Below are 20443 nucleotides of genomic sequence, written 5' to 3'. Positions count from 1 at the left end.
GTGTCTTTATCGAATGCCAGGCGCTTCGAACACGGTCGAGCCGCCCTTCACGACCCGCGCGCACAGCGGCCGGCCGAACCAATAGGCAAGCTCCGCGAGCGTGCCGACCGACCACACCGCAAAATCGGCCCGCCGCCCCGGTGCAAGCGCGCCGTGCCGATCGCTCGCGCCGAGCGCCGCGGCCGCATGGCGCGTGACGCCGAGCAGCACCTCCGGCACCGTCAGCTTGAAAAGCGTGCAACCCATGTTCATCGTCAGCAGCAACGAAGTCAGCGGCGACGTGCCCGGATTGTGATCGGTCGCCAGCGCGATCGGCACGCGATAGCGGCGCAGCAAATCGATCGGCGGCAATTGGGTCTCGCGAATGAAGTAGTACGCGCCCGGCAGCAGCACGGCGACGGTGCCGGCCTCGCGCATCGCAGCCACGCCGGCTTCGTCCAGATATTCGAGATGATCGGCGGACAACGCGCGATAGCGCGCGGCAAGCGCCGCGCCACCGCCGTTCGACAATTGCTCCGCGTGCATCTTGACGGGTAGCCCGCGACGCGCGGCTGCATCGAACACGCGCTCGCTCTGCGCGAGCGTGAAGCCGATCCGCTCGCAGAATACGTCGACCGCATCGACGAGCCCTTCGTCGGCAAGCGCGGGCAACATCCGTTCGCATACCTCATCGATATACGCATCCGCGCGGCCCGCATATTCGGGCGGCAGCGCATGCGCGCCGAGAAACGTCGTATGGACGCTCACCGGAAAGCGCTCACCAAGCCGCCGCGCGACGCGCAGCGTCCGGCGCTCGGCGTCGAGCGCGAGCCCGTAGCCCGATTTGATCTCGATGGCCGTCACGCCCTGCGCGAGCATCGGCCGCAGGCGTCCGGCCGCCTGCTCGAACAGCTCGGCCTCGGTTGCCGCGCGCGTCGCGCGCACCGTCGATACGATTCCGCCGCCCTGTCGCGCGATCTCCTCATAGCTCACGCCGGCAAGGCGCTGTGCGAATTCGTCCGCGCGCTGGCCGCCGTAGACAAGATGCGTATGGCAATCGACGAGGCCCGGCGTCACCCATGCGCCGCGCAAGTCCTCGCGCGGCCAGCCGGTGTAATCGCGCGGCAGGCGATCGCGCGGCCCGAGCCACGCGATCGCGCCGTCGTCGTCCACCGCGATCGCGGCGTCGGCCAGCGTGTCGTCGGGATCGCCGTGCGCGCACAGATTCAAGTGATGCCAAACAGTCCGTTTCATCTGCTTATGCCTCGTCATCCAGAAGCGTCACGCCGGCCGCGAGCAACACGCCGTCGCCGCCTATCGCGCAGCGCAGCTCGCCGCCCGGCGGATCGTCGACGCGCAGCGTATCGAACGGGCCCAGCACGACAGGAGCCGCGTCGCCAACGGCAACGCTCGGCGCACCGAGCGCGCAGAACAGCAGTACGACGTCCGCGCGCAACACATGCGACGCACCGCCGCGCCAGATCTCGACGCTGCCGCGCGCGGCGTCACGGCGCGTCATCAGATTGAAATCGCGCGTCGGGCCGTCGCGCAGTTCGGCTGTAATCGCGAGTTCGCCCGCGAAATCGGCGCGCTCGAGCGGCGAGCGCAGCACCTGCCTCACGCCGCCGGCGCCCACGAGCGTCATGCCCGCGCCGCTCAGCAGCACGAGCGTGCGATCGACGCCGTCGAAGCGCGAGAACGGTCCCGGCTGGCCGACATCGGCAACGCTCACGCGCCAGACGAACGCATCGGACACCCCGCCCGCCGGGCGCACCTGCGAAGCGGTGCGCCGCGCCAAGCCCGCCGCGATCTCGCGCGTCACGCCGCCGCCGTTCTTCCACGCAGACGCGACAAGCGTATCCGCGCCGATCAACGCCATTTTCATCGTTGCCGACGGCATGGCCATTCAGCGCCCGAGCATCGGCAGCTTGAGCCCGGCTTCCTTCGCGGTGCGCTGCGCCAGCTCGTAGCCGGCATCCGCGTGGCGCATCACGCCCGTTGCCGGATCGTTGAACAGCACACGTTCGATGCGGCGGGCTGCCGCGTCGGTGCCGTCGCAGACGATCACGACGCCCGCATGCTGGGAAAATCCCATCCCGACGCCGCCGCCATGATGCAGCGACACCCATGTCGCGCCGCCCGCGGTGTTCAGCAGCGCATTCAGCAGCGGCCAATCGCTGACCGCATCCGAGCCGTCCTTCATCGCTTCGGTTTCGCGGTTCGGGCTCGCGACCGAGCCGGTATCGAGGTGATCGCGGCCGATCACGACAGGCGCCTTCAGCTCGCCCGATTTCACCATCTCGTTGAACGCGAGGCCGATCCGATAACGGTCCTTCACCCCGATCCAGCAGATCCGCGCGGGCAGGCCCTGGAACGCAATCCGCTCGCGCGCCATGTCGAGCCAGTTGTGCAGGTGCGCATCGTCGGGAATCAACTCCTTGACCTTCGCATCGGTCTTGTAGATATCCTCGGGATCGCCCGACAGCGCGACCCAGCGGAAAGGCCCCTTGCCCTCGCAAAAGAGCGGCCGGATATAGGCAGGCACGAAGCCGGGAAAATCGAACGCGTTCTCGACGCCCATCTCCAGTGCCATTTGACGAATGTTGTTGCCGTAATCGAGTGTCGCCGCGCCGCGCTGCTGCAACGTCAGCATCGCGCGCACCTGCGCCGCCATCGATTGCTTGGCCGGCGTGACGATGCTCTTCGGATCGACCTTCTGCGCGTCGCGCCATTGCTCGACATTCCAGCCTTGCGGCAAATAGCCGTTGACCGGATCGTGCGCGCTCGTCTGGTCCGTCACGCAATCGGGCGTGATGCCGCGCGCGACGCACTCGGCAAACACATCGGCCGCGTTGCCGACGAGCCCCACCGACACCGGCTTGCCCGCGCGCTTCGCGTCGTCGACAAGCGCGAGCGCCTCGTCGAGCGTCTTCGCCTTCTTGTCGACATAGCGGGTCTTCAGACGGAAATCGATCCGCGATTCGTCGCATTCGACCGCGATCATCGAGAAGCCCGCCATCGTCGCCGCGAGCGGCTGCGCGCCGCCCATCCCGCCGAGGCCGCCCGTCAAAATCCAGCGGCCGGACGCATTGCCGTTGAAATGCTGGTTCGCGACCGCGAAGAACGTCTCATACGTGCCTTGCACGATCCCCTGGCTGCCGATGTAGATCCAGCTTCCCGCCGTCATCTGGCCGTACATCATCAGGCCCTTGCGGTCGAGTTCGTTGAAGTGGTCCCAGTTCGCCCAGTGCGGCACGAGATTCGAGTTGGCGATCAGCACGCGCGGCGCGTCCGCGTGTGTGCGGAACACGCCGACCGGCTTGCCCGACTGCACGAGCAGCGTCTCGTCGTCGCCCAAATCCTTCAGCGACGCGAGAATCTGGTCGAAGCAATCCCAGTTGCGCGCGGCGCGGCCGATGCCGCCGTACACCACGAGCGCATGCGGATGCTCGGCGACTTCCGGATCGAGATTGTTCTGGATCATCCGGTACGCGGCTTCGGTCAGCCAGCTCTTGCAGGTTTTCTCGGCGCCGCGCGGCGCGCGGATGACGCGGGTCGGATCGAGACGCGGATCGATGTGTTTCGGATGGTTCATGACGACGGCTCCGACAGAGGAAACGGGTAATCGTTAGGATTTAGAAATGACCGGTGAAGCGATAGCGGCTGCCCGGATGCCACAGATTCGCGATCGACGCGACGACGCCTTGCGACCAGGTGCGCCGGTGCAGCACGAGACAGGGTTCGGCATCGCCCATCGCGAGCAGATCGCGCATCGCGCACTCGGGCGCCGCTGCCTCGATCCGGTATTCGACACGCTGCAGCGGCGCGACGCGCATCAGATATTGATTCGGCGTGATCGTCGAGAAATCCTGCGCGACGTAATCGGCGGCAACCGCGGGATTGACCCAGCGCTCCTCGAATTGCACCGGCTCGTCGTTCTCGTAATGCAGCATCGTCGAGCGGAAGATCGTCGCGTGCAACGGCACCTGCATCTCCTCGGCGAGCGCGTCGTCGGCCTTCATCGTGACGAGATCGAGCACGCGCGCATGATGCCGGTGACCGCGCGCGGCGATCTCGTCGGAGATGCTGCGGATCGCCACGAGCGTCGATTCGTACTTGGGCCGCGCAACGAACGTCCCCGCGCCTTGCACGCGCGTGAGCACCTGCTCGGCCGTCAGTTCGCGCAGCGCGCGGTTGACCGTCATCCGGGCAACCTTGAATTCGCGCGCAAGCTCGTTCTCGGACGGCACTTGATCGCCTTCCGCCCATTGACCGGCGTGAATGCGCTCGAGGATGAAGTCCTTGATCTCCTGATACGCGGGCGTGCTCATCGCATCACTGCTCCGATTCGAACGACAGCGGCGCGAGCGCCGCGAACACGCGCTCGCGCACGCGCCGCGCGATCACCGCGATATCCGGCGCGAAGTAATGATCGAGGTCGTAGTGCGCGACGTCGGCGCGCACCGCCTGCATCGCGTGCAGCAGCGCCGGGCTCGTTTGGTGCGGCGCGCGCAGATCGACGCCCTGCGCGGCCGCGAGCAGCTCGATCGCGAGAATGTGCGCGGTGTTGTCCGCGATGTCCGCGAGCCGGCGCGCGGCGAACGTCGCCATCGACACGTGGTCCTCCTGGTTCGCCGAGGTCGGCAGCGAATCGACCGAGGCCGGGTGCGCAAGCGTCTTGTTCTCCGACGCGAGCGCCGCAGCCGTCACGTGCGCGATCATGAAGCCCGAGTTCACGCCGCCGTCCTTCACCAGGAACGGCGGCAGGCCCGACAGCGTCGCATCGATCAGCAGCGCGATCCGGCGCTCGGCGAGCGCGCCGATCTCGGCCGCGGCGAGCGCGAGGTTATCGGCCGCGAACGCAACGGGCTCCGCGTGGAAATTGCCGCCGGACAACACCTCGCCGGTGTCGGGGAAGATCAGCGGATTGTCCGACACCGCGTTGGCCTCGACGAGCAGCACGTTCGCCGCGTGGCGCATCTGGTCGAGGCACGCGCCCATCACCTGCGGCTGGCAGCGCAGGCTGTACGGGTCCTGCACCTTGCCGCAATCGCGATGCGACACGTTGATCTCCGAGCCTTCGAGCAGCGTCCGGTAAGCGGCCGCCGCGTCGATCTGACCGCGATGGCCGCGCAGCTCGTGGATGCGTGCGTCGAACGGCTTCACCGAGCCGGCCGCCGCATCGACTGACAGCGCGCCCGATACGAGCGCGGTGCGATACAGATCCTCGATCACGAACAGATTGTCGAGTGCGAGCGCGGTGGACGCCTGCGTGCCGTTCAGCAGCGCAAGCCCTTCTTTCGCGTCGAGCGCGAGCGGCGCAAGGCCCGCGACGCGCAGTCCGTCCATCGCGCTGGCACGCTCGCCGCGGATGAACACCTCGCCGATACCGAGCAGCACGGCCGACATATGCGCGAGCGGCGCCAGATCGCCCGATGCGCCGACCGAGCCCTTGACCGGAATCAGCGGCAGCACGTCGGCATTGAACAGCGTGACGAGCGCGTCCATCACGACGCGCCGGATGCCCGAGTGGCCGCGCCCGAGGCTCGAGAGTTTCAGCGCGATCAACAAACGCACGACCGGCAGCGCCATCGGCTCGCCCACGCCGACCGCATGCGACAGCACCAGGTTGCGTTGCAGCAGCTCGAGTTGATCGTGCGGAATATGCGTGCTCGCGAGCCGGCCGAAACCCGTGTTGATGCCGTAGGCCGGCTCGCCCTTCGCGGCGATCGCGGCGACGGCCTGCGCGCCCGCGTCGATGGCCGCGTAGCTCGCGGGATCGAGCGTGATGCGCACGTTCTCGCGTGCGATCCGGCGTAGTTGCGCAAGGCTTAGGCGGCCTGGGGTCAGTGTGATCATCAGCGAGTCCTGTCTATACAAGTTTCGATGCGTCGAGTTTAGTGACCCGATCTTGTATAGACAACTCGTTTTTCAAAAATACGACCTGGGGTTTGCCCTAGGCTTGATTGGCACGTTGCTCCTACCGCTGTCGTGCTCGCGCTTGCCCGGCGCACATCGGAACGCCACGGCACTCCGATGCCGGACAGAAGCCGAGCGCGGGAAACCGGGCCGGTCCGGCCCCCGCGATCCGCACGGAAGATTTCAGGCGATCGGTCCGCGCGGGCGAATTCTCGGCCGCCGGAATGCGCGCCGCGCCGGCCGCGTGGCGGCGCAACATGCGGTATTCGTCGATTGACGGGTATCGCGCATTAGCGCTCGCGCGATTCGCGCAAATCGCGCAAATCGCGCCCGCGTATAGAAAAGCAGGCGTCTTGAAGAAAACGGCCGGTAACGCAGGCCGCCGGAGTGCCGTCACGCACGCGAACAGACGCCGGATGCATTACGCACGCTGCCATGCCACGCATGCCGCATAGCCGGCCGGTGCGTCGAGCCAGGTCGCATCGAACGCGGCTACGCCGCAGGCGGCCGACGCCGGATCGACGATGCACACGACCGGCGCAACCGGAAAAGGCACTGCCGGCCCGGCAGCAGTCAACGCTACGCCACCGTGCCCGCGCGCAGCCGACATTGACGTGCGGTGCGTGGCGTCGCGCGATACAGCGCAACCGGGATCGCATGCCGGCTGCGCCGGAGCAGCCGGCCGCCCTTCACCGCCAAGCACGGAGAACGCGGTGAGCCCCGCGCCGATTCCCGTGCCGAGCGCTTTCAGCAACGCCTCCTTGGCCGCCCACACCCGATAGAACGCCGCTTCGCGCTCGGCTTCGGGCAACGCGGCAAGCGCCGCCTCGTCGGCAGGGGCAAACACCGCGCGGCTGAGCGACCACCAATCGATGCCCTCGCGCTGTGCCTCGATATCGACGCCGACGCGCGCCGTGCGGCTCCATCCGATCAGCGCATGTTCGCCCGAATGCGACACGTTGAAATCCAGCGTGGGCGCGAGCTTCGCGTGCTCGGGCGCGAGCCGTGGCCGGCCGTGCGCGTCGACCATGAAGCGCAGCGAAGCGGCTGGGATCTCCAGCGCAGCGCCGATCAGCATGCGCAGCACCGCACGCGTCGCGGCATGGCGCAGCGCGTCTTCCGTTCGCACGAAGCGGCGCGCGCGCTCACGCTCGTCGCCGCTCAACCAATCGAACGCGCGCGTGCCGTCCGCCGCGCTGAAATCGAAATCGAGCCGCACGAGCCGTACACCCGCGGTCTGTGCGGCGGCGGGCGCGGTCAATTCGACGGCACGATAAGCCGCATCGCTGGCGAGCGGCGGGAACACGTCGAGGCGTTGGCTCATTGGCAGCCTGAAATCGGGAATCTGACGGACAGCGTTCGATAATAGCGGAAGCGGGCCATGCGAGGCGCGAGACATGCGTTCATAACGGCACGATACCGAAGTGTCCGGCGCGGCAGCGGTCGACACGCAGCGCGCCGAAAACCATGCGCTTCGCGGCGGCGCATCCGCCCCGTTCACCATCCGCGGCAAATAAGATTTTTCATTCACGGCCGTATCCGCATGCGGCGCGCGAATAGCCGATTCGGTCCGTCGATCCGCGGTTCGATTTTCGGTTCACGCGTATCGTCGAGCGGCCCTGGCACGACCAGGTCAACGCGAAGGCAAGCCGATCACGCGCTGCAGTCGGCGCGATATGGAAAAGGGATCAACTCCGTGCCGCGCCACATTCGAGCAACGCCAGCCGCGCTACCCGTCGATCGATTGTGGACTCAGCAAGCGAGCCGCCCGGAGGAGGCCGCGACACGAAACCGGCTCGGCCATTCGACCAATCGCGCCAGTTGCGTCATGATGTCGACGACTGAACGCTCGACGCTGCGATTCGCCGTGTCGATTGTGATATCCGGTGCGGCCGGCGATTCATACGTATCGGACACGCCCGTAAACCGCACGAGCTGCCCCCGCTCTGCACGCGCATACATCCCTTTCGGGTCTCGCACGCGACACACTTCGACAGGCGTCGACACATAAGTTTCGAAGAATCCTTGACCGACTATCGAGCGAGCCAGATCACGATGCGCCTGCAACGGCGAAATCGTCGAGACGATCACGACATAGCTTTCGTACTGAAACAGCCTCGCAACGTGTGCGAACCGCCGAATGTTCTCTATCCGGTCGGTATCGGAAAATCCGAGATCGGAGCACAAACCGGCGCGCAGCGTATCCCCGTCGAGCACGATCGCCTTCACACCGCCATCGAGCAACCGTTGCAGCAACGCGTTGGCCATCGTCGTCTTTCCCGCCCCTGGCAAACCCGTCATCCACACGACCGGGGAAATCACACCCGGTGGAAAATCGCTTTGCATATCCATGCGCGGCCCTCTATTGAACGCTCTACATTCCGCGTCTAAATTTTAGCGATCCGGAAATCAAAAAAATTCGTTTCTTTCATAGACATTTCAACCGTTCAATTACCAAAAATTAATTGCCCACGGCCGGCACATACGCTTGCCGATGGGCCCTCAACCACCCCGGAATCCATCTTCATTGATTCTGAGAAAAATCGATTTACGGAATAACTTCGGATCCGATGCGCGCACAAGCCCGTTCGTTTCACCAGCCTGCGGCGCTTGAATCAGGCCGCCCGCAAACGGCACAATGATTCCGGCGTTGCCCGCCGTTGTTTGGCGTGCGACGCCTAATCAGGAGATTTGGCCAAACGGCAATTGGACGCGCATCACTCAGCGCAACGAACATGAACCGGCGGCACCGGCAGCAAACGCCGGTGCACGCAACCAGCCGACCGGCAAACAACCGGCGTACCCACACCGACAGGGAGGAGCAATGGCAACTCAACAACCGGCATGCGAGACGTGGACCGATAAAAACCGCTATTGGTGGCCGCTCGGCGCGTTGACGATGACGCTGCCGATCATCTCCGCGCAGCTTGCGCTATCGACGGGCTGGCATCTCTTCTGGTGGTTCGGACCGTTGTTCGTGTTCGGCATCATTCCGATTCTCGACATGCTGATCGGCATGGACAGCAACAATCCGCCCGAATCCGCCGTCGCCGCGCTCGAACAGGACCGCTACTACCGATACGTCGTTTATCTCGCAACGTTCGTCGCGTATGTTTCGTTCGCGTATGCGTTATGGATCGTCAGCACGCAATCCCTCAACGGGTACGACTACGTCGGCTTGGCCATGTCGCTCGGCACCGCGACGGGCATCTCGATCAACACCGCACACGAACTCGGCCATAAAAACAACCGGTTCGAGCGCTGGCTCGCGAAAATCACGCTCGCCCCCGTCGCGTATGGCCATTTCTTCGTCGAACACAATCGCGGCCATCATGTGCGCGTCGCCACGCTGGACGATCCGGCCAGCGCCCGCTATGGCGAATCGTTCTGGGCGTTTCTGCCGAGAACCGTCACGGGCAGCGTCAGATCCGCGTGGCGGCTCGAAAAGGCGCCGCTCGCACGCACCGGCCGTTCATGCTGGTCGTGGCGCAACGAAGTGCTGCATGCGTGGGCGATGACCGCTGCGTTGTGGGGCGCCGCGATCGCGTTGTGCGGCGCGCAAGTGCTGCCGCTGTTGCTGATCCAGGCGGCATACGGCGCGTCGCTGCTCGAAGTCGTCAACTACACCGAGCACTACGGGCTCGGCCGCAAGCAGTTGCCGAGCGGACGCTACGAGCGCTGCACGAGCGCGCACTCGTGGAACAGCAATCACGTCGTGACGAACCTGTTCCTGTATCAACTCCAGCGCCATGCCGATCATCATGCCAATCCGGCGCGCGCTTATCAGGCCCTGCGGCATTTCGACGATTCGCCGCAATTGCCCGCCGGTTATGCGACGATGATCCTGCTCGCCTATGTGCCGCCGCTGTGGTTCAAGGTGATGAACCCGCGCGTCGTCCGGCACTACGGCGCGAACATCGGGCAATCGAACATCAAGCCGTCGATCCGGCAGCGGGTGCTGGCGGAACTGGGCGCGGCACGCGCATGACGGCGGCGGCACACGCGGCACGAGCCACGCCAAAGCAAAACCGGCCGCCCAGGCGGCCGGTCGTCGACAAGACAGCGATTTCTTTCGAAATTCGGCACGCCGCCGAATCCGTTACTTGAGCGTCACGGGTACGCTGAAGTACTTCTTCGCCAAGCCGTCGATCGTGCCGTCGGCCTTCAGTTCCTTCAGCGCCTGATTGACCGCGGCTTTCAACGACTCATCGCCCTTACGCAGCCCGAAGCCCACGCCCGAGCCGAGAATCTCCGCATCGCTCACGTGATCGCCCGCAAACGCGAAACCCGCGCCCTGCTGCTTCGACAGAAAGCCCTTCGCGCCTGCTTCCGAATCCTGGAACGTTGCGTCGAGACGCCCCGATTTCAGGTCTTCGTAGGCCAGATCCTGCGTCTGATACGGCACGACTTCGACGCCCGCCGGGGCCCAGCGCTTCTTCGCGTACGCTTCCTGAATCGTTCCTTGCAGCACGCCAATGCGCTTGCCCTTTAGCGAGGCCGTCGTCGGCAACAGCCCGCTGCCCTTCTTCGCGATCAACTGATTCGGGATCGTGTAGATCGGATCGGTGAAATCGATGGCGCGGCGGCGCTGGTCGGTGATCGTCATGTCGGAGTTGATCGCATCGAATTTGCGCGCTTGCAGCGCCGGAATCAGGCCGTCGAACGCGTTTTCGACCCACACGCACTTCACCTTCAGCTTCGCGCATACGGCATTGCCGATGTCGATATCGAAACCGGCCAGCTTGCCGTCGGGTGTCTTGTATTCGAACGGCGCATACGATGCCTCGACGCCGAAGCGGATTTCCTTCAGATCGGCCGCGACCGCACTGCCTGCTGCCAGCACCACCGCCGTCGCGACCGCGTGCGCGGCCATCTTTCGCCAGTTCAATTTCATTAGTGTTCTCCTCGATACGAACGAACATTGTCAGTCAGCGACCGGAACGCCGCATGATTGCAGCGCAGCCGTTTGCGGACAAACGCGCGGCCCGGTCATGATGCGGCGCAACAGCCGCAAGGTCGCGATTGTACCGTCTCGCGCGCTCCGGCTGGCCGGGCGCGCACGCCAGGGTGGGCGCGGCGGCGATTGCGTCGCGGCATGCGGAATGCGCAAGTAGGCGTCGCAATCGCGCAAGCCGCGCGCCGCGCCAACCGGCGCGCAGCGCGCACGCGGCGGGAACCGTCCCTGGAGGCCAGACGGCGCGGCGCGCGCCTGCCGCTCAGACGAGCGCGGCGTATGTGTCGGCCGTCGTCTCGACGACCAGCAGCCCCGCTCGCAAACCTGGCTTGACCGACGGATTCGGAAACACGATGCGCTCCTCGTCGTGCGTCACCGTATAGCGGTAATCGCCATCGCGCGCGAGCAGCGTGCCTCGCGCGAACGGCGTGAAGTTCGGCACGTCCTTGTCGACGAACAGCTCGAGCGCGTCGCTTTGCTTGGTGATCTGATCAACGACCGTGAACACGCGTGGCAGCGGCGCATGCGCGTCCGGCACGCCGCCGCGATCGGACACGAGATGGCGCACCGCCTGATCGGCATGCGCGAACCGCGCAAGATCGTTCTCGCCAAACGGCATCACCTTGCCCAGCTCCAGCGTGCATGCGAGCGCGTCGCACTGCTGCGCGGTGAAATGCGAAAACGTGTTTCCTTTCGCCGTATGCAGCAGCACCGCCGCGATCCGCGCGAGGCCGAGCCATTCGAACATCGTCCGCGCCGGCGGCATGCCGGTATGCGGCAGCAGTGCGAACTGTTCGAACATCGATGCGCGAATCGCGGTATGCATGTCGATGTGCCAGCGCTCGCCGCCCACGGGCGCCGCCGCGAAAAAACGCGCCGCGGCCGCTTCGAGCTGCCCGGCACGAATCGCCTCGCGGCTCGGCGCAAGCTGCTGAACCTGCTGGTGACGGCCGCCGAACAAGCGATTCAGATCGTCGTCCAGATAACGCCGCCCCGCGCGCATCGCGGCCGGATTGCCGAGCACGACGAGCAGCCTGCACGTCAGCGGCAGCGTGCCGCGCGCGATGTCGCGCACGAGCCGCGACGCCAGCTCGATCGGCGCCGTTTCGTCGCCGTGCACGCCGGCCGATACGAGCACGCTGCGCATGCGCGGCGCGGCGTCGGCCGGCTCGAGCAGCAACAGCGCGTCGCCGAGCCAATGCCAGCGCACCGCGCGTTGCGCACATTCGCCGCTGGCCGAAGGCGCAGCGCCGCCCGCCAGCGTCAACGCGAGAAAATCGTCGAGCCAGCCCGCGCCGCCGCCGTGTTCAGCGCTGAAAATCATAGAGCGAGCCCAAGCCGAGGATCTGCGTCAGCTCATCGAGCGCCGTGCGCGATTCGTCGAGCAACGCCGGATCGGCGAGATCCGCGGGCGACAACCGGTCGCGATAATGCCGGTCGATCCATCCGTCGAGCGACGTGAACAGCGCATCGTCGATCCAGACGTTCGACTTCACCGCGTCGCGCTCCGCATCGGTAAGCACCACACGCAGCCGCAAGCAAGCCGGGCCGCCGCCGTTCTTCATGCTTTCGCGCAGATCGAACACGAGCACGTCGCGAATCGGTCCATTGCCGGCGACGAGTTCGTCCAGGTAGGCGGACACGTTCGGATTCTCTCTGCATTCCTGCGGAACGATCAGCAACTGCGCGCCGTCCGCGCGCGTGAGCAACTGGCTGTTGAACAGATACGAGCCCACCGCGTCCGCGACGCTCACCGCGTGCTGCGGCACCTCGATGATCTTGAGCTGCGCGCCCAACGCGCCGAGCGCGGCGCTCAGCGTGTCGTAGGTCGCCTGCTTGTCGACGAACGCGCGCTCGTGGCAGAACAGCGTGTCGCGATTGCCCACCGCGATCACGTCGTTGTGGAACACGCCGGCGTCGATCACGTCCGGGTCCTGCTGCGCATAGACGGTCGCCTCCTCGCGCAGGCCGTGGCGCTGCGCGACCGCGCGGCTCGCCTCGAACGTCTGGCGCGCGGGAAAGCGTTTCGGCTCGGGCCCGCGCCGGTATTCGGCGCGGCCATACACGAAGAACTCGATGCCGCGCGCGCCGTATTCGGCGCAAAAGCGCGTGTGGTTCGCCGCGCCTTCGTCGCCGAGCGCCGGCGTGCCGGGTAGCGCGTCGTGCACCACGAAGCGCGCGTCATCCGAGAAGATCGCGGCAAGCGTGCGGCGCGTCGCCTCGTGCTCGATCGCCCGGTGCAGCTTGCTGCACAGATTGGCCGGCGTGAAATGGACGCGGCCGTCGGCCGTGTCCGCCGACGGGCTCACCGTCGCCGCATTCGCGGTCCACATCGCGGACGCGGAACTGGCCGCGGCGAGCAGCTCGGGCGCCTGCTTCGCGGCTTTCGCGATCACGTCGGCGTCCTTGCCGGAAAAACCGAGTTCGCGCAGCAGGCGCAGCGACGGGCGTTCCTGCGGCGGCAGCACGCCTTGGGCGAAGCCCAGGTCCGCGAGCCGCTTCATCTTGCGCAGCCCCTGCTTGGCGGCCGCCTTCGGGTTCGCATCGCTCTTTTCGTTGGACAGCGATGCGACATTGCCGAACGACAGCCCCGCATAGTTATGGGTCGGGCCGACGAGCCCGTCGAAATTGGCTTCTTTTGCGTTCATCGTCGCATCCTGCTCAGAAATGAAGGCCCGGCGACAGGCTCGCGGGCATTTGCAATTGCGCGCTCTCGACCGACGCCATCGGGTACGCGCAGTAATCGGCCGCGTAATAGGCGCTCGGCCGGTGGTTGCCCGAGCGGCCCGTGCCGCCGAACGGCGCGGCCGACGACGCGCCGTTGGTCGGCCGGTTCCAGTTCACGATACCGGCGCGGATCGTGCGGCAAAACGTGTCCCACATGCGTTCGTCGTCCGCGAGAAGCCCCGCCGACAAGCCGAATGCGGTGTCGTTCGCGCGCGCGATCGCCTCGTCGAAATCCGCGTAGCGGATGATCTGCGCGAGCGGGCCGAAATGCTCTTCGTCGGGCAGCGCACGCACGTCGGTTACGTCCAGAATCGCTGCGTTCACGAAGCCGAGTTCGCGCTCGGGCTGCTTCATCTCGACGATCGGCTTCGCGCCGAGCGCGACGAGCCGCGCCTGCGCGTCGACGAGCCGCGCGGCCGCGCGCGCGGAGATCACGGCGCCCATGAACGGCTGCGGATCGGCGTCATAGACGTCCGCGCGGATCTTCGCCGTCACGTCGGCAAAACGCGCGATGAAACGATCGCCGAACGCGCCGCGCGGCACGAGGATGCGACGCGCGCACGTGCAGCGTTGCCCTGCCGACAGGAACGCCGACTGGATCGCATGATGCACCGCCGCGTCGATATCGGCGACCTCGGCAACGACGAGCGGATTGTTGCCACCCATCTCGAGCGCGAGCACGATCTCCGGTCTGCCGCCGAACTGCCTGTGCAGCAGCGTGCCGGTGTCGGAGCTGCCGGTGAAGAACAGGCCGTCGATCTGACGATGGTTCGCAAGCGCGATGCCCGTCTCCTTTTCGCCCTGCACGAGATTCAGCACGCCCGCGGGCAGCCCCGCGTCGCGCCAGACCTCGACGGTCGCGCGCGCAACGCCCGGCGCAAGCTCGGACGGCTTGAACACGACCGTGTTGCCCGCGATCAACGCGGGCACGATATGCCCGTTGGGCAAATGGCCGGGAAAATTGTACGGACCGAACACCGCGACGACGCCGTGCGGACGATGCCGCAATACCGCGACGCCGTCGGCCATCGGCGCGCGCTTCTCGCCGGTGCGCTCGTGATACGCGGTGATCGAGATGTCGACCTTCGCCGCCATCGCGGCGACTTCGGTGCGCGCTTCCCACAGCGGCTTGCCGGTCTCGCGGCCGATCGCAGCCGCGATCGCTTCCTTGCGCTCGTTGAGCAACGCGGCAAAGCGCTTGACGATTGCGCAGCGCGCGTCGAATTCGAGCGCCGACCACGCGGCGAACGCGCGGCGCGCGCTCGCCACCGCAAGCTCGACGTCGTGCGCCGACGCGCTCGCGCCTTCCCACACGCGCTCGTTCGTGCCGGGATTGCGCGACGAAAAGACGTGGCCCGCGCCCGCCACCCAGGCGCCGTCGATGAAAAGTTCAGTCATGGTCTATCCCTGTTTCTGTTTGAGCGGCAGCACGCGCACGTGATCGCCGGCCTCGACGCGCAGCGCGGCGGCATCGTCCGCCGACAGCGTGAACGCGCCGGCCTCGACGAGTCCCGGCGCGACGCCAACGCGAAAATCCGTAAGCGACGTGTTCGACACCAGCGAGCGCGGCTCATCGCCGCCCGCGGCGGCGTTGCCGATCGCAACCGGCACGACGGCGCTCTCGCGCACCGTGCGCAGATCCGACACATGGCATTCGAGCACGGGGCCGGCATCGAAGATGTCGACGTGATTCTGATAGCGTAGCCCTTCCGCTTCGAGCATCTTGCGCGCGGGCAGCGTATCGCGATGCGTGAGCCCGATCACGTCCTGCGCGTCCTGCGGCAGCAGATCGACGTAGACCGGAAAGCGCGGCATCAGCTCGGCGAGAAACGATTTGCGGCCGTGCGAACTCAGGTAATCCGCGGCGTTGAAATCGATCTGATAGAAATGCGAACCGACCGCGCGCCAGAACGGCGACGTGCCGTCATCGTCGAAATGGCCGCGCAGCTCCGCGCAGATGCGCTCCGGGAAGCGTTCGCGGAACTGCGCGATGAACATGAATCGCGAGCGCGACAGCAAGCCGCCGACGCCGCCCGTCCGGTAGCGCGGGCTCAAAAACAGCGAGCACACTTCCGCATAACCCGTCAGATCGTGCGAGATGTTCAACAGCGACATCCGCGTCCACACGCCGAGATCCTGGCTCGCATGCACCACCGTGCTCACGCGATAGTTGTAGAACGGCTGCGTCAGGCCCACTTCGGTCTCGATGCCGCACACGCCGGCGATATCGCCCGTGCGCGTGTCCTCCATCACGAAGAAGTAGCCCGCATCGGCCCGGCTGGCTTGGCCGTCGAGCGTGCGGCGCGTGCGCTCGATGCGCGCGGCGAGCGCATCGCGGTCCGGCTTGAACGTGGTGAGGCCCGGCCCGGTTTCCTGCGCGAGCGCGACGAGCGCGTCGACGTCGCCCGTCTGTACGACTCGAACGACGATCATGCTGCATCTCCCTGTGAACGGGCCGGCAGGCTGCCGCGCGCATCGCGGCCACCCTCGGCGTCGCGCTGGTGCAGCGGTACGCAGCGCACCGTATCGCCATCGGCGACGTCGAGCGCCGCGCGCGCGTCGGCGGCAAGCGGCGCGTCGGCGCCGGTTGCGGGCAGATCCGCGAGCACGCAGCGAAACGCGTCGCCGCGGCCGCTCGACAGCAGGCACGCGATCTCGCCGTGCTCCCGCGCGGATTCGCGCACCGTGCGCGCGACGTTGCGCGTCACGCACGCGGTACGGTCGACTTGCGCGGTCAGCACCGGGCCGGCATCGAAAATATCGACATAACGATCCGGCTCGAAGCCTTCTTCGAGATGAATGTCGTAGGCAAGCAGCGCATGCTCGTTCGGCTCGCCCAGCACGCGCTGCGCGGCCTCGGGCAACAGCGGCACGTACAGCGGATAGGTCGGCATCACTTCGGCGATGAACGTGCGGCTTCTGCCGCCCGACTCGATCTCGATCGCCGCGAAATCGCGGCCGAAAAACTTGCGGCCGACCGCTTCCCAGAACGGCGAAACGCCCGAGCCGTCGGTGACGCCGAGCAGCAGCGAGAATACTTCCGGCGTGAAGCGGCTGCGGTTCGCGGCGATATACATCATCCGCGCGCGCGACAGCAGATGCGCGGCCGCATCGCCGCGCAGCGACGGATCGACGTAGAAGCCCGCCAGGCGGCTCTTGCCGGTCAGTTCATGCGACATCGTGAGCGCATGGATCTTGCGATTCACATGCAGCTCGCGCGACGCATGGATCAGCGCATCGTTGCGAAACGCGTAGAACGGCTCCGAGTAGCCGGCCGCGGCGACGATGCTCGACGTGCCGAGCAGCTTGCCCGTCGCGCCGTCCTCGAGCACGAACAAATAGAACTCCTCGCCGGGAAAATCGACTTCCGCGCGAAACGAATCCTCGGAAAGCGCGACGCGCGCCTCGAGCGCCGCGCGGTCGTGCGGCAACGAATGCAGCACGGGTTGCGCGGTGCGCGCCATGTGCGCGAGCGCGTCGAGATCGGCGAGTCTGCCTGGGCGTACGAAGAGCATCGTCGTTCCTGTCTGCTGGTTTATCTACTGCGATATGCCGGGATACGGGCGGCTTCAGCGGGCGGCGCCGGCTTGCGCTGTGGCGAGCACCTGTTCGACCGCCTTTTCGAAGCGCGCCAGGCCCTCGTCGAGCACGTCGAGCCCGATCACGAGCGACGGTGCGAAACGCAGCACATCCGGCCCCGCGATCAACATGATGACGCCGTGCTCGGCCGCGGCCGACACGAAATCCTTCGCGCGGCCGCCGAACGCCGCGACGAGTTCCGCGCCGATCAGCAGCCCCTTGCCGCGAATGTCCTTGAAGAGATTGAAGCGCGCGTTGATCTTCGCGAGCGTGGCCGTCAGCCGCTCGCTGCGCTCGCGCACGCCGGCAAGCAGCGCCGGATCGCTGACGAGCTCGACGACCTTCTCGGCAATTGCCGACGCAAGCGGATTACCGCCGTATGTCGTGCCGTGCACGCCGAGCTTGAAATGCGCGGCAAGCTCGGCCGTCGTCAGCATCGCGCCGATCGGAAAGCCGTTGCCGAGCGCCTTCGCGGTCGTCAGGATATCGGGCGTGACGCCCGTGTCCATGTAAGCGTAGAAATGGCCCGTGCGGCCCACGCCCGTCTGCACTTCGTCGAAGATCAGCAGGGCGCCGTTGGCATCGCACGCTTCGCGCAGCGCCTTCAGGAATGCCGGATCGGCGGGGATCACGCCGCCTTCGCCCTGGATCGGCTCGACGATCACCGCGCAGGTTTGCGGGCCGATCGCGGCCTTGGCCGCGGCGATATCGTTGAACGGCAGATGCTTGATGCCGGCGGGCACCGGGCCGAAGCCGTCCGAATACTTCGGCTGGCCGCCGACGCTGACGGTGAAGAACGTGCGGCCGTGAAACGACTGGGCGAACGACACGATCTCGTATTTGTCCGCGCCGTGCCGCTCGAACGCGACGCGGCGCGCGAGCTTCAGCGCGGCCTCGTTCGCCTCCGCGCCGGAATTCGCGAAGAACGCGCGATCGGCGAAAGTCAGCGCTTCCAGACGCTTGGCCAGACGCAGCACCGGCTCGTTCGTATAGCCGTTGCCGATGTGCCAGAGCTTGCGGCTCTGCTCGTCGAGCACCTTCAGCAGTTCCGGATGGCCGTGGCCGAGCGCGGTGACGGCGATGCCGCCCGCGAAGTCGACGTAATCGCGCCCGGCCGTATCCCATACGCGCGAGCCTTCGCCGCGATCCGGCACGAACGGCGCGGGGGAGAACACCGGCACCATGACTTCGTCGAAAGTCTGGCGGGACACGGTCGGGGTTTTCATGAGCGTTCCTTCCAATTCGTCAGAGATAACAGGTTCAAGTTTAGGAAATCGTTCGCGCCGCGTCTTGCGTGATTGCGACGGGAAATTTTGCGGAGCATGGAAGTGGCTGAAGAGCGTCGACAACGGCCCGTCGCGTGAGCGGCTATTCGGCCCGTCACGGCACGCCCGGGCCGCTGCTTTTGCTCCTGCCCGTCCTTTCGACCAGCGCGCCTGCCTGCGGGGCCTCGAGCCCGCCTCCTTCGACCCAGGCCCGCCGGTCCTCCCGGGGCGTCACGCCGAACCGCTCGCGGTACGCGTTCGAAAAATGCGCGGCCGACGCGAACCCGCAAGCAAGGCTCACCTGCACCACCGACTTGCTGGTGCGCTGCAACTGCGTGCGCGCCTTGAGCAACCGCAAATTCAGGTAATACCGCGACGGCATCGCGCCCAGATACTGCTTGAACAGCCGCTCGAGCTGCCGCCTCGACACCCCGACGAGCCCGGCGATTTCGTCGGTCGTCAGCGGGTCCTCGATATTCGCCTCCATCAGCAGCAGCGCGTCGTTCAATCGCGGATGCCGCTCGCCCGGCGCCGTCACGAACGGAATGCGCTGCCGCTCGTCACCGCTTCTGAGCGTGCCCGTGCCGAGCGCGTCGGCGATCCGTTCGGCGAGTTCGCGGCCATGATCGCGGCCGATCATCGTCAGCATGAAATCGACGCTCGCCTGCCCGCCCGCGCAGGTTGCGCGATCGCGGTCGATTTCGAAAATCTGCTGCGTGACGATCGAGCGCTCGAATTGCTCGGCGAACTGCTGATACGTCTCCCCATTCACGCTGACCCGGTAGCCGGACAACTGCCCGGCCATCGCGAGCCACCACACGCCATGATGGATGCCCGTTACGAGCGGCGTGCGCTGCCCGACCCGCGCGAGGCTCGCGAGAAAGAGCCGGTAGTCGGCAAACTGCTGAAACCGCTCGCTGACGACGATCAGCCAATCGCAGACGATCGCATCGTTGAACGCGGCATGCGCGTGCCATTGCGCGCCGCCCGCGAGCGGCACCGGCCGCCCGTCCCACGAACAGACCTGCCAGCGGTACAAAAGGCGCCCGTCGATCTCGTTGGCGAGATTCAGCGCATCGACGATCGGCCCGACGCCCGACATCGACACCGGCGGCAACGCGACGATCGCCACCTGTATCGTGCGAGCCGGACTCGCCGGCCGGTTCACGGACACCACGGCCTGCTGCCTCGCATGTCGGCCGGCCCGTTACTTGAGGCTGCCGGACAGGAACTGCTTGAGGCGCTCGCTCTTGGTCGCGCCGAATACGTCGGCGGGCGCGCCTTGCTCCTCGACGCGCCCCTGGTGCAGGAACATCACGTGATTCGACACGTTGCGCGCGAAGCCCATCTCGTGCGTGACCACGATCATCGTGCGCCCTTCCTCCGCGAGCTTCTGCATCACCTTCAGCACTTCGCCCACCAATTCCGGATCCAGCGCCGAGGTCGGCTCGTCGAACAGCATTACGTCCGGATGCATCGCCAGCGCGCGCGCGATCGCCACGCGCTGCTGCTGCCCGCCCGACAGATGCGACGGATACTGCTTCTCCACCCGCGGCGCGAGCCCGACCTTCTCCAGATATTCGCGCGCGCGCTCCTGCGCCTCTTTCTTCGGAATCCCGAGCACATGCACCGGCGCTTCCATCACGTTTTCCAGCACGTTCATGTGCGCCCACAGATTGAAGTGCTGGAACACCATCGCGAGCTTCGTGCGGATTCGCTGAAGCTGCTTGTGATCGGCGACTTCGAGATTGCCCGCGCGATCGGTCTTGGTGCGCACTTGCTCGCCGTCGACGACGATCTGCCCCGCGTTCGGCCGCTCGAGAAAATTAATGCAGCGCAAAAACGTGCTCTTGCCCGAGCCGCTCGCGCCGATGATGCTGATCACATCCCCCGCCTTCGCATTCAGCGACACGCCCTTGAGCACTTCGTTGTCGCCGTAGCGCTTGTGGATGTCCCGCGCCTCGAGCTTGCAGGCGGCGGCGTTCGTGTTCGTGGTCTCTGCCAACTGGCTCTCCCGGAA

At 66.3% G+C, this 20443-nt stretch carries 17 protein-coding genes; 1 reads left to right on the top strand and 16 read right to left on the bottom strand.

What is annotated here, in order from left to right:
• Positions 1 to 6: 6 nt before the first annotated feature.
• The 7 genes from hutI to cysC all read right to left on the bottom strand — a co-directional run bounded on the left by hutI (position 7) and on the right by cysC (position 8250).
• Complete coding sequence (gene hutI, locus AQ611_RS07350) at positions 7 to 1233, bottom strand: imidazolonepropionase (RefSeq protein ID WP_069234122.1); 1227 nt, start codon at positions 1231 to 1233, stop codon at positions 7 to 9.
• 4 nt (positions 1234 to 1237) lie between these two features.
• Entirely contained in the window at positions 1238 to 1885 is a 648-nt protein-coding gene (locus AQ611_RS07345) for a HutD/Ves family protein (protein WP_069234121.1), read from the bottom strand.
• Positions 1886 to 3574 carry a urocanate hydratase gene (gene hutU / locus AQ611_RS07340; RefSeq protein ID WP_069234120.1) on the bottom strand — a complete coding sequence of 563 codons (1689 nt, stop codon included), beginning with the start codon at positions 3572 to 3574 and terminating at the stop codon, positions 1886 to 1888.
• Between the two features lie 40 nt (positions 3575 to 3614).
• Positions 3615 to 4310, bottom strand: a complete 696-nt coding sequence (gene hutC / locus AQ611_RS07335) for a histidine utilization repressor (protein ID WP_059519289.1) — start codon at positions 4308 to 4310, stop codon at positions 3615 to 3617.
• Positions 4311 to 4314: 4 nt separating this feature from the next.
• Positions 4315 to 5838, bottom strand: a complete 1524-nt coding sequence (gene hutH, locus AQ611_RS07330; protein ID WP_069234119.1) for a histidine ammonia-lyase — start codon at positions 5836 to 5838, stop codon at positions 4315 to 4317.
• Positions 5839 to 6319: 481 nt separating this feature from the next.
• Positions 6320 to 7222, bottom strand: a complete 903-nt coding sequence (locus tag AQ611_RS07320; RefSeq protein ID WP_069235182.1) for a 4'-phosphopantetheinyl transferase superfamily protein — start codon at positions 7220 to 7222, stop codon at positions 6320 to 6322.
• A 428-nt stretch (positions 7223 to 7650) separates the two neighbouring features.
• Positions 7651 to 8250 (bottom strand): adenylyl-sulfate kinase, encoded by a 600-nt coding sequence (gene cysC, locus AQ611_RS07315; RefSeq protein WP_069234117.1) that lies wholly within the window; start codon positions 8248 to 8250, stop codon positions 7651 to 7653.
• A gap of 472 nt (positions 8251 to 8722) precedes the next feature.
• Between cysC and AQ611_RS07310 the strand changes: the two genes are divergently transcribed.
• A complete protein-coding gene (locus AQ611_RS07310; RefSeq protein WP_069234116.1) occupies positions 8723 to 9886 on the top strand; it encodes an alkane 1-monooxygenase in 1164 nt (387 codons plus the stop codon).
• Positions 9887 to 9997: 111 nt separating this feature from the next.
• Here AQ611_RS07310 and AQ611_RS07305 read toward each other — a convergent pair whose 3' ends face one another.
• From AQ611_RS07305 to AQ611_RS07265, 9 genes are all read right to left on the bottom strand, one after another.
• The gene (locus tag AQ611_RS07305; protein ID WP_069234115.1) at positions 9998 to 10792 is read right to left on the bottom strand and encodes an ABC transporter substrate-binding protein; all 795 of its coding nucleotides are present in this window, start codon (positions 10790 to 10792) and stop codon (positions 9998 to 10000) included.
• A gap of 322 nt (positions 10793 to 11114) precedes the next feature.
• The gene (astE, locus tag AQ611_RS07300; RefSeq protein ID WP_069234114.1) at positions 11115 to 12176 is read right to left on the bottom strand and encodes a succinylglutamate desuccinylase; all 1062 of its coding nucleotides are present in this window, start codon (positions 12174 to 12176) and stop codon (positions 11115 to 11117) included.
• Positions 12160 to 13500 (bottom strand): N-succinylarginine dihydrolase, encoded by a 1341-nt coding sequence (astB, locus tag AQ611_RS07295; protein WP_069234113.1) that lies wholly within the window; start codon positions 13498 to 13500, stop codon positions 12160 to 12162. Before astB ends, astE begins: the two co-directional genes overlap by 17 nt.
• 13 nt (positions 13501 to 13513) lie before the next feature.
• Positions 13514 to 14977, bottom strand: coding sequence for a succinylglutamate-semialdehyde dehydrogenase (gene astD / locus AQ611_RS07290; protein WP_069234112.1), 1464 nt, complete (start codon positions 14975 to 14977; stop codon positions 13514 to 13516).
• Between the two features lie 3 nt (positions 14978 to 14980).
• Positions 14981 to 16012 carry an arginine N-succinyltransferase gene (gene astA, locus AQ611_RS07285; protein ID WP_069234111.1) on the bottom strand — a complete coding sequence of 344 codons (1032 nt, stop codon included), beginning with the start codon at positions 16010 to 16012 and terminating at the stop codon, positions 14981 to 14983.
• Positions 16009 to 17094 (bottom strand): arginine/ornithine succinyltransferase subunit alpha, encoded by a 1086-nt coding sequence (gene aruF, locus AQ611_RS07280; RefSeq protein WP_069234110.1) that lies wholly within the window; start codon positions 17092 to 17094, stop codon positions 16009 to 16011. Before aruF ends, astA begins: the two co-directional genes overlap by 4 nt.
• Positions 17095 to 17148: 54 nt before the next feature.
• Entirely contained in the window at positions 17149 to 18384 is a 1236-nt protein-coding gene (locus AQ611_RS07275; protein WP_069234109.1) for an aspartate aminotransferase family protein, read from the bottom strand.
• Between the two features lie 154 nt (positions 18385 to 18538).
• Positions 18539 to 19600, bottom strand: a complete 1062-nt coding sequence (locus tag AQ611_RS07270; RefSeq protein WP_069234108.1) for a GlxA family transcriptional regulator — start codon at positions 19598 to 19600, stop codon at positions 18539 to 18541.
• A 30-nt stretch (positions 19601 to 19630) separates the two neighbouring features.
• Positions 19631 to 20428: an ABC transporter ATP-binding protein gene (locus AQ611_RS07265; protein WP_069234107.1), complete on the bottom strand. Its 798-nt coding sequence runs from the start codon at positions 20426 to 20428 to the stop codon at positions 19631 to 19633.
• Between the last annotated feature and the right edge of the window lie 15 nt (positions 20429 to 20443).

It is taken from the genome of Burkholderia singularis (genome assembly GCF_001718875.1).
Classification (GTDB): Bacteria; Pseudomonadota; Gammaproteobacteria; order Burkholderiales; family Burkholderiaceae; genus Burkholderia; species Burkholderia singularis.
This window is presented reverse-complemented; position numbering and strand designations above follow the sequence as displayed.

Excerpts from the sequence above, each read along its gene's own strand:
- hutU (WP_069234120.1), bottom strand. The coding sequence starts at position 3,574 with ATGAACCATCCGAAACACATCGATCCGCGTCTCGATCCGACCCGCGTC.
- astB (WP_069234113.1), bottom strand. The coding sequence starts at position 13,500 with ATGAACGCAAAAGAAGCCAATTTCGACGGGCTCGTCGGCCCGACCCAT.
- AQ611_RS07310 (WP_069234116.1), top strand. The coding sequence starts at position 8,723 with ATGGCAACTCAACAACCGGCATGCGAGACGTGGACCGATAAAAACCGC.
- AQ611_RS07320 (WP_069235182.1), bottom strand. The coding sequence starts at position 7,222 with ATGAGCCAACGCCTCGACGTGTTCCCGCCGCTCGCCAGCGATGCGGCT.
- astE (WP_069234114.1), bottom strand. The coding sequence starts at position 12,176 with ATGATTTTCAGCGCTGAACACGGCGGCGGCGCGGGCTGGCTCGACGAT.
- hutI (WP_069234122.1), bottom strand. The coding sequence starts at position 1,233 with ATGAAACGGACTGTTTGGCATCACTTGAATCTGTGCGCGCACGGCGAT.
- astA (WP_069234111.1), bottom strand. The coding sequence starts at position 16,012 with ATGATCGTCGTTCGAGTCGTACAGACGGGCGACGTCGACGCGCTCGTC.
- aruF (WP_069234110.1), bottom strand. The coding sequence starts at position 17,094 with ATGCTCTTCGTACGCCCAGGCAGACTCGCCGATCTCGACGCGCTCGCG.
- hutH (WP_069234119.1), bottom strand. The coding sequence starts at position 5,838 with ATGATCACACTGACCCCAGGCCGCCTAAGCCTTGCGCAACTACGCCGG.
- hutC (WP_059519289.1), bottom strand. The coding sequence starts at position 4,310 with ATGAGCACGCCCGCGTATCAGGAGATCAAGGACTTCATCCTCGAGCGC.
- AQ611_RS07275 (WP_069234109.1), bottom strand. The coding sequence starts at position 18,384 with ATGAAAACCCCGACCGTGTCCCGCCAGACTTTCGACGAAGTCATGGTG.
- cysC (WP_069234117.1), bottom strand. The coding sequence starts at position 8,250 with ATGGATATGCAAAGCGATTTTCCACCGGGTGTGATTTCCCCGGTCGTG.
- astD (WP_069234112.1), bottom strand. The coding sequence starts at position 14,977 with ATGACTGAACTTTTCATCGACGGCGCCTGGGTGGCGGGCGCGGGCCAC.
- AQ611_RS07305 (WP_069234115.1), bottom strand. The coding sequence starts at position 10,792 with ATGAAATTGAACTGGCGAAAGATGGCCGCGCACGCGGTCGCGACGGCG.
- AQ611_RS07345 (WP_069234121.1), bottom strand. The coding sequence starts at position 1,885 with ATGGCCATGCCGTCGGCAACGATGAAAATGGCGTTGATCGGCGCGGAT.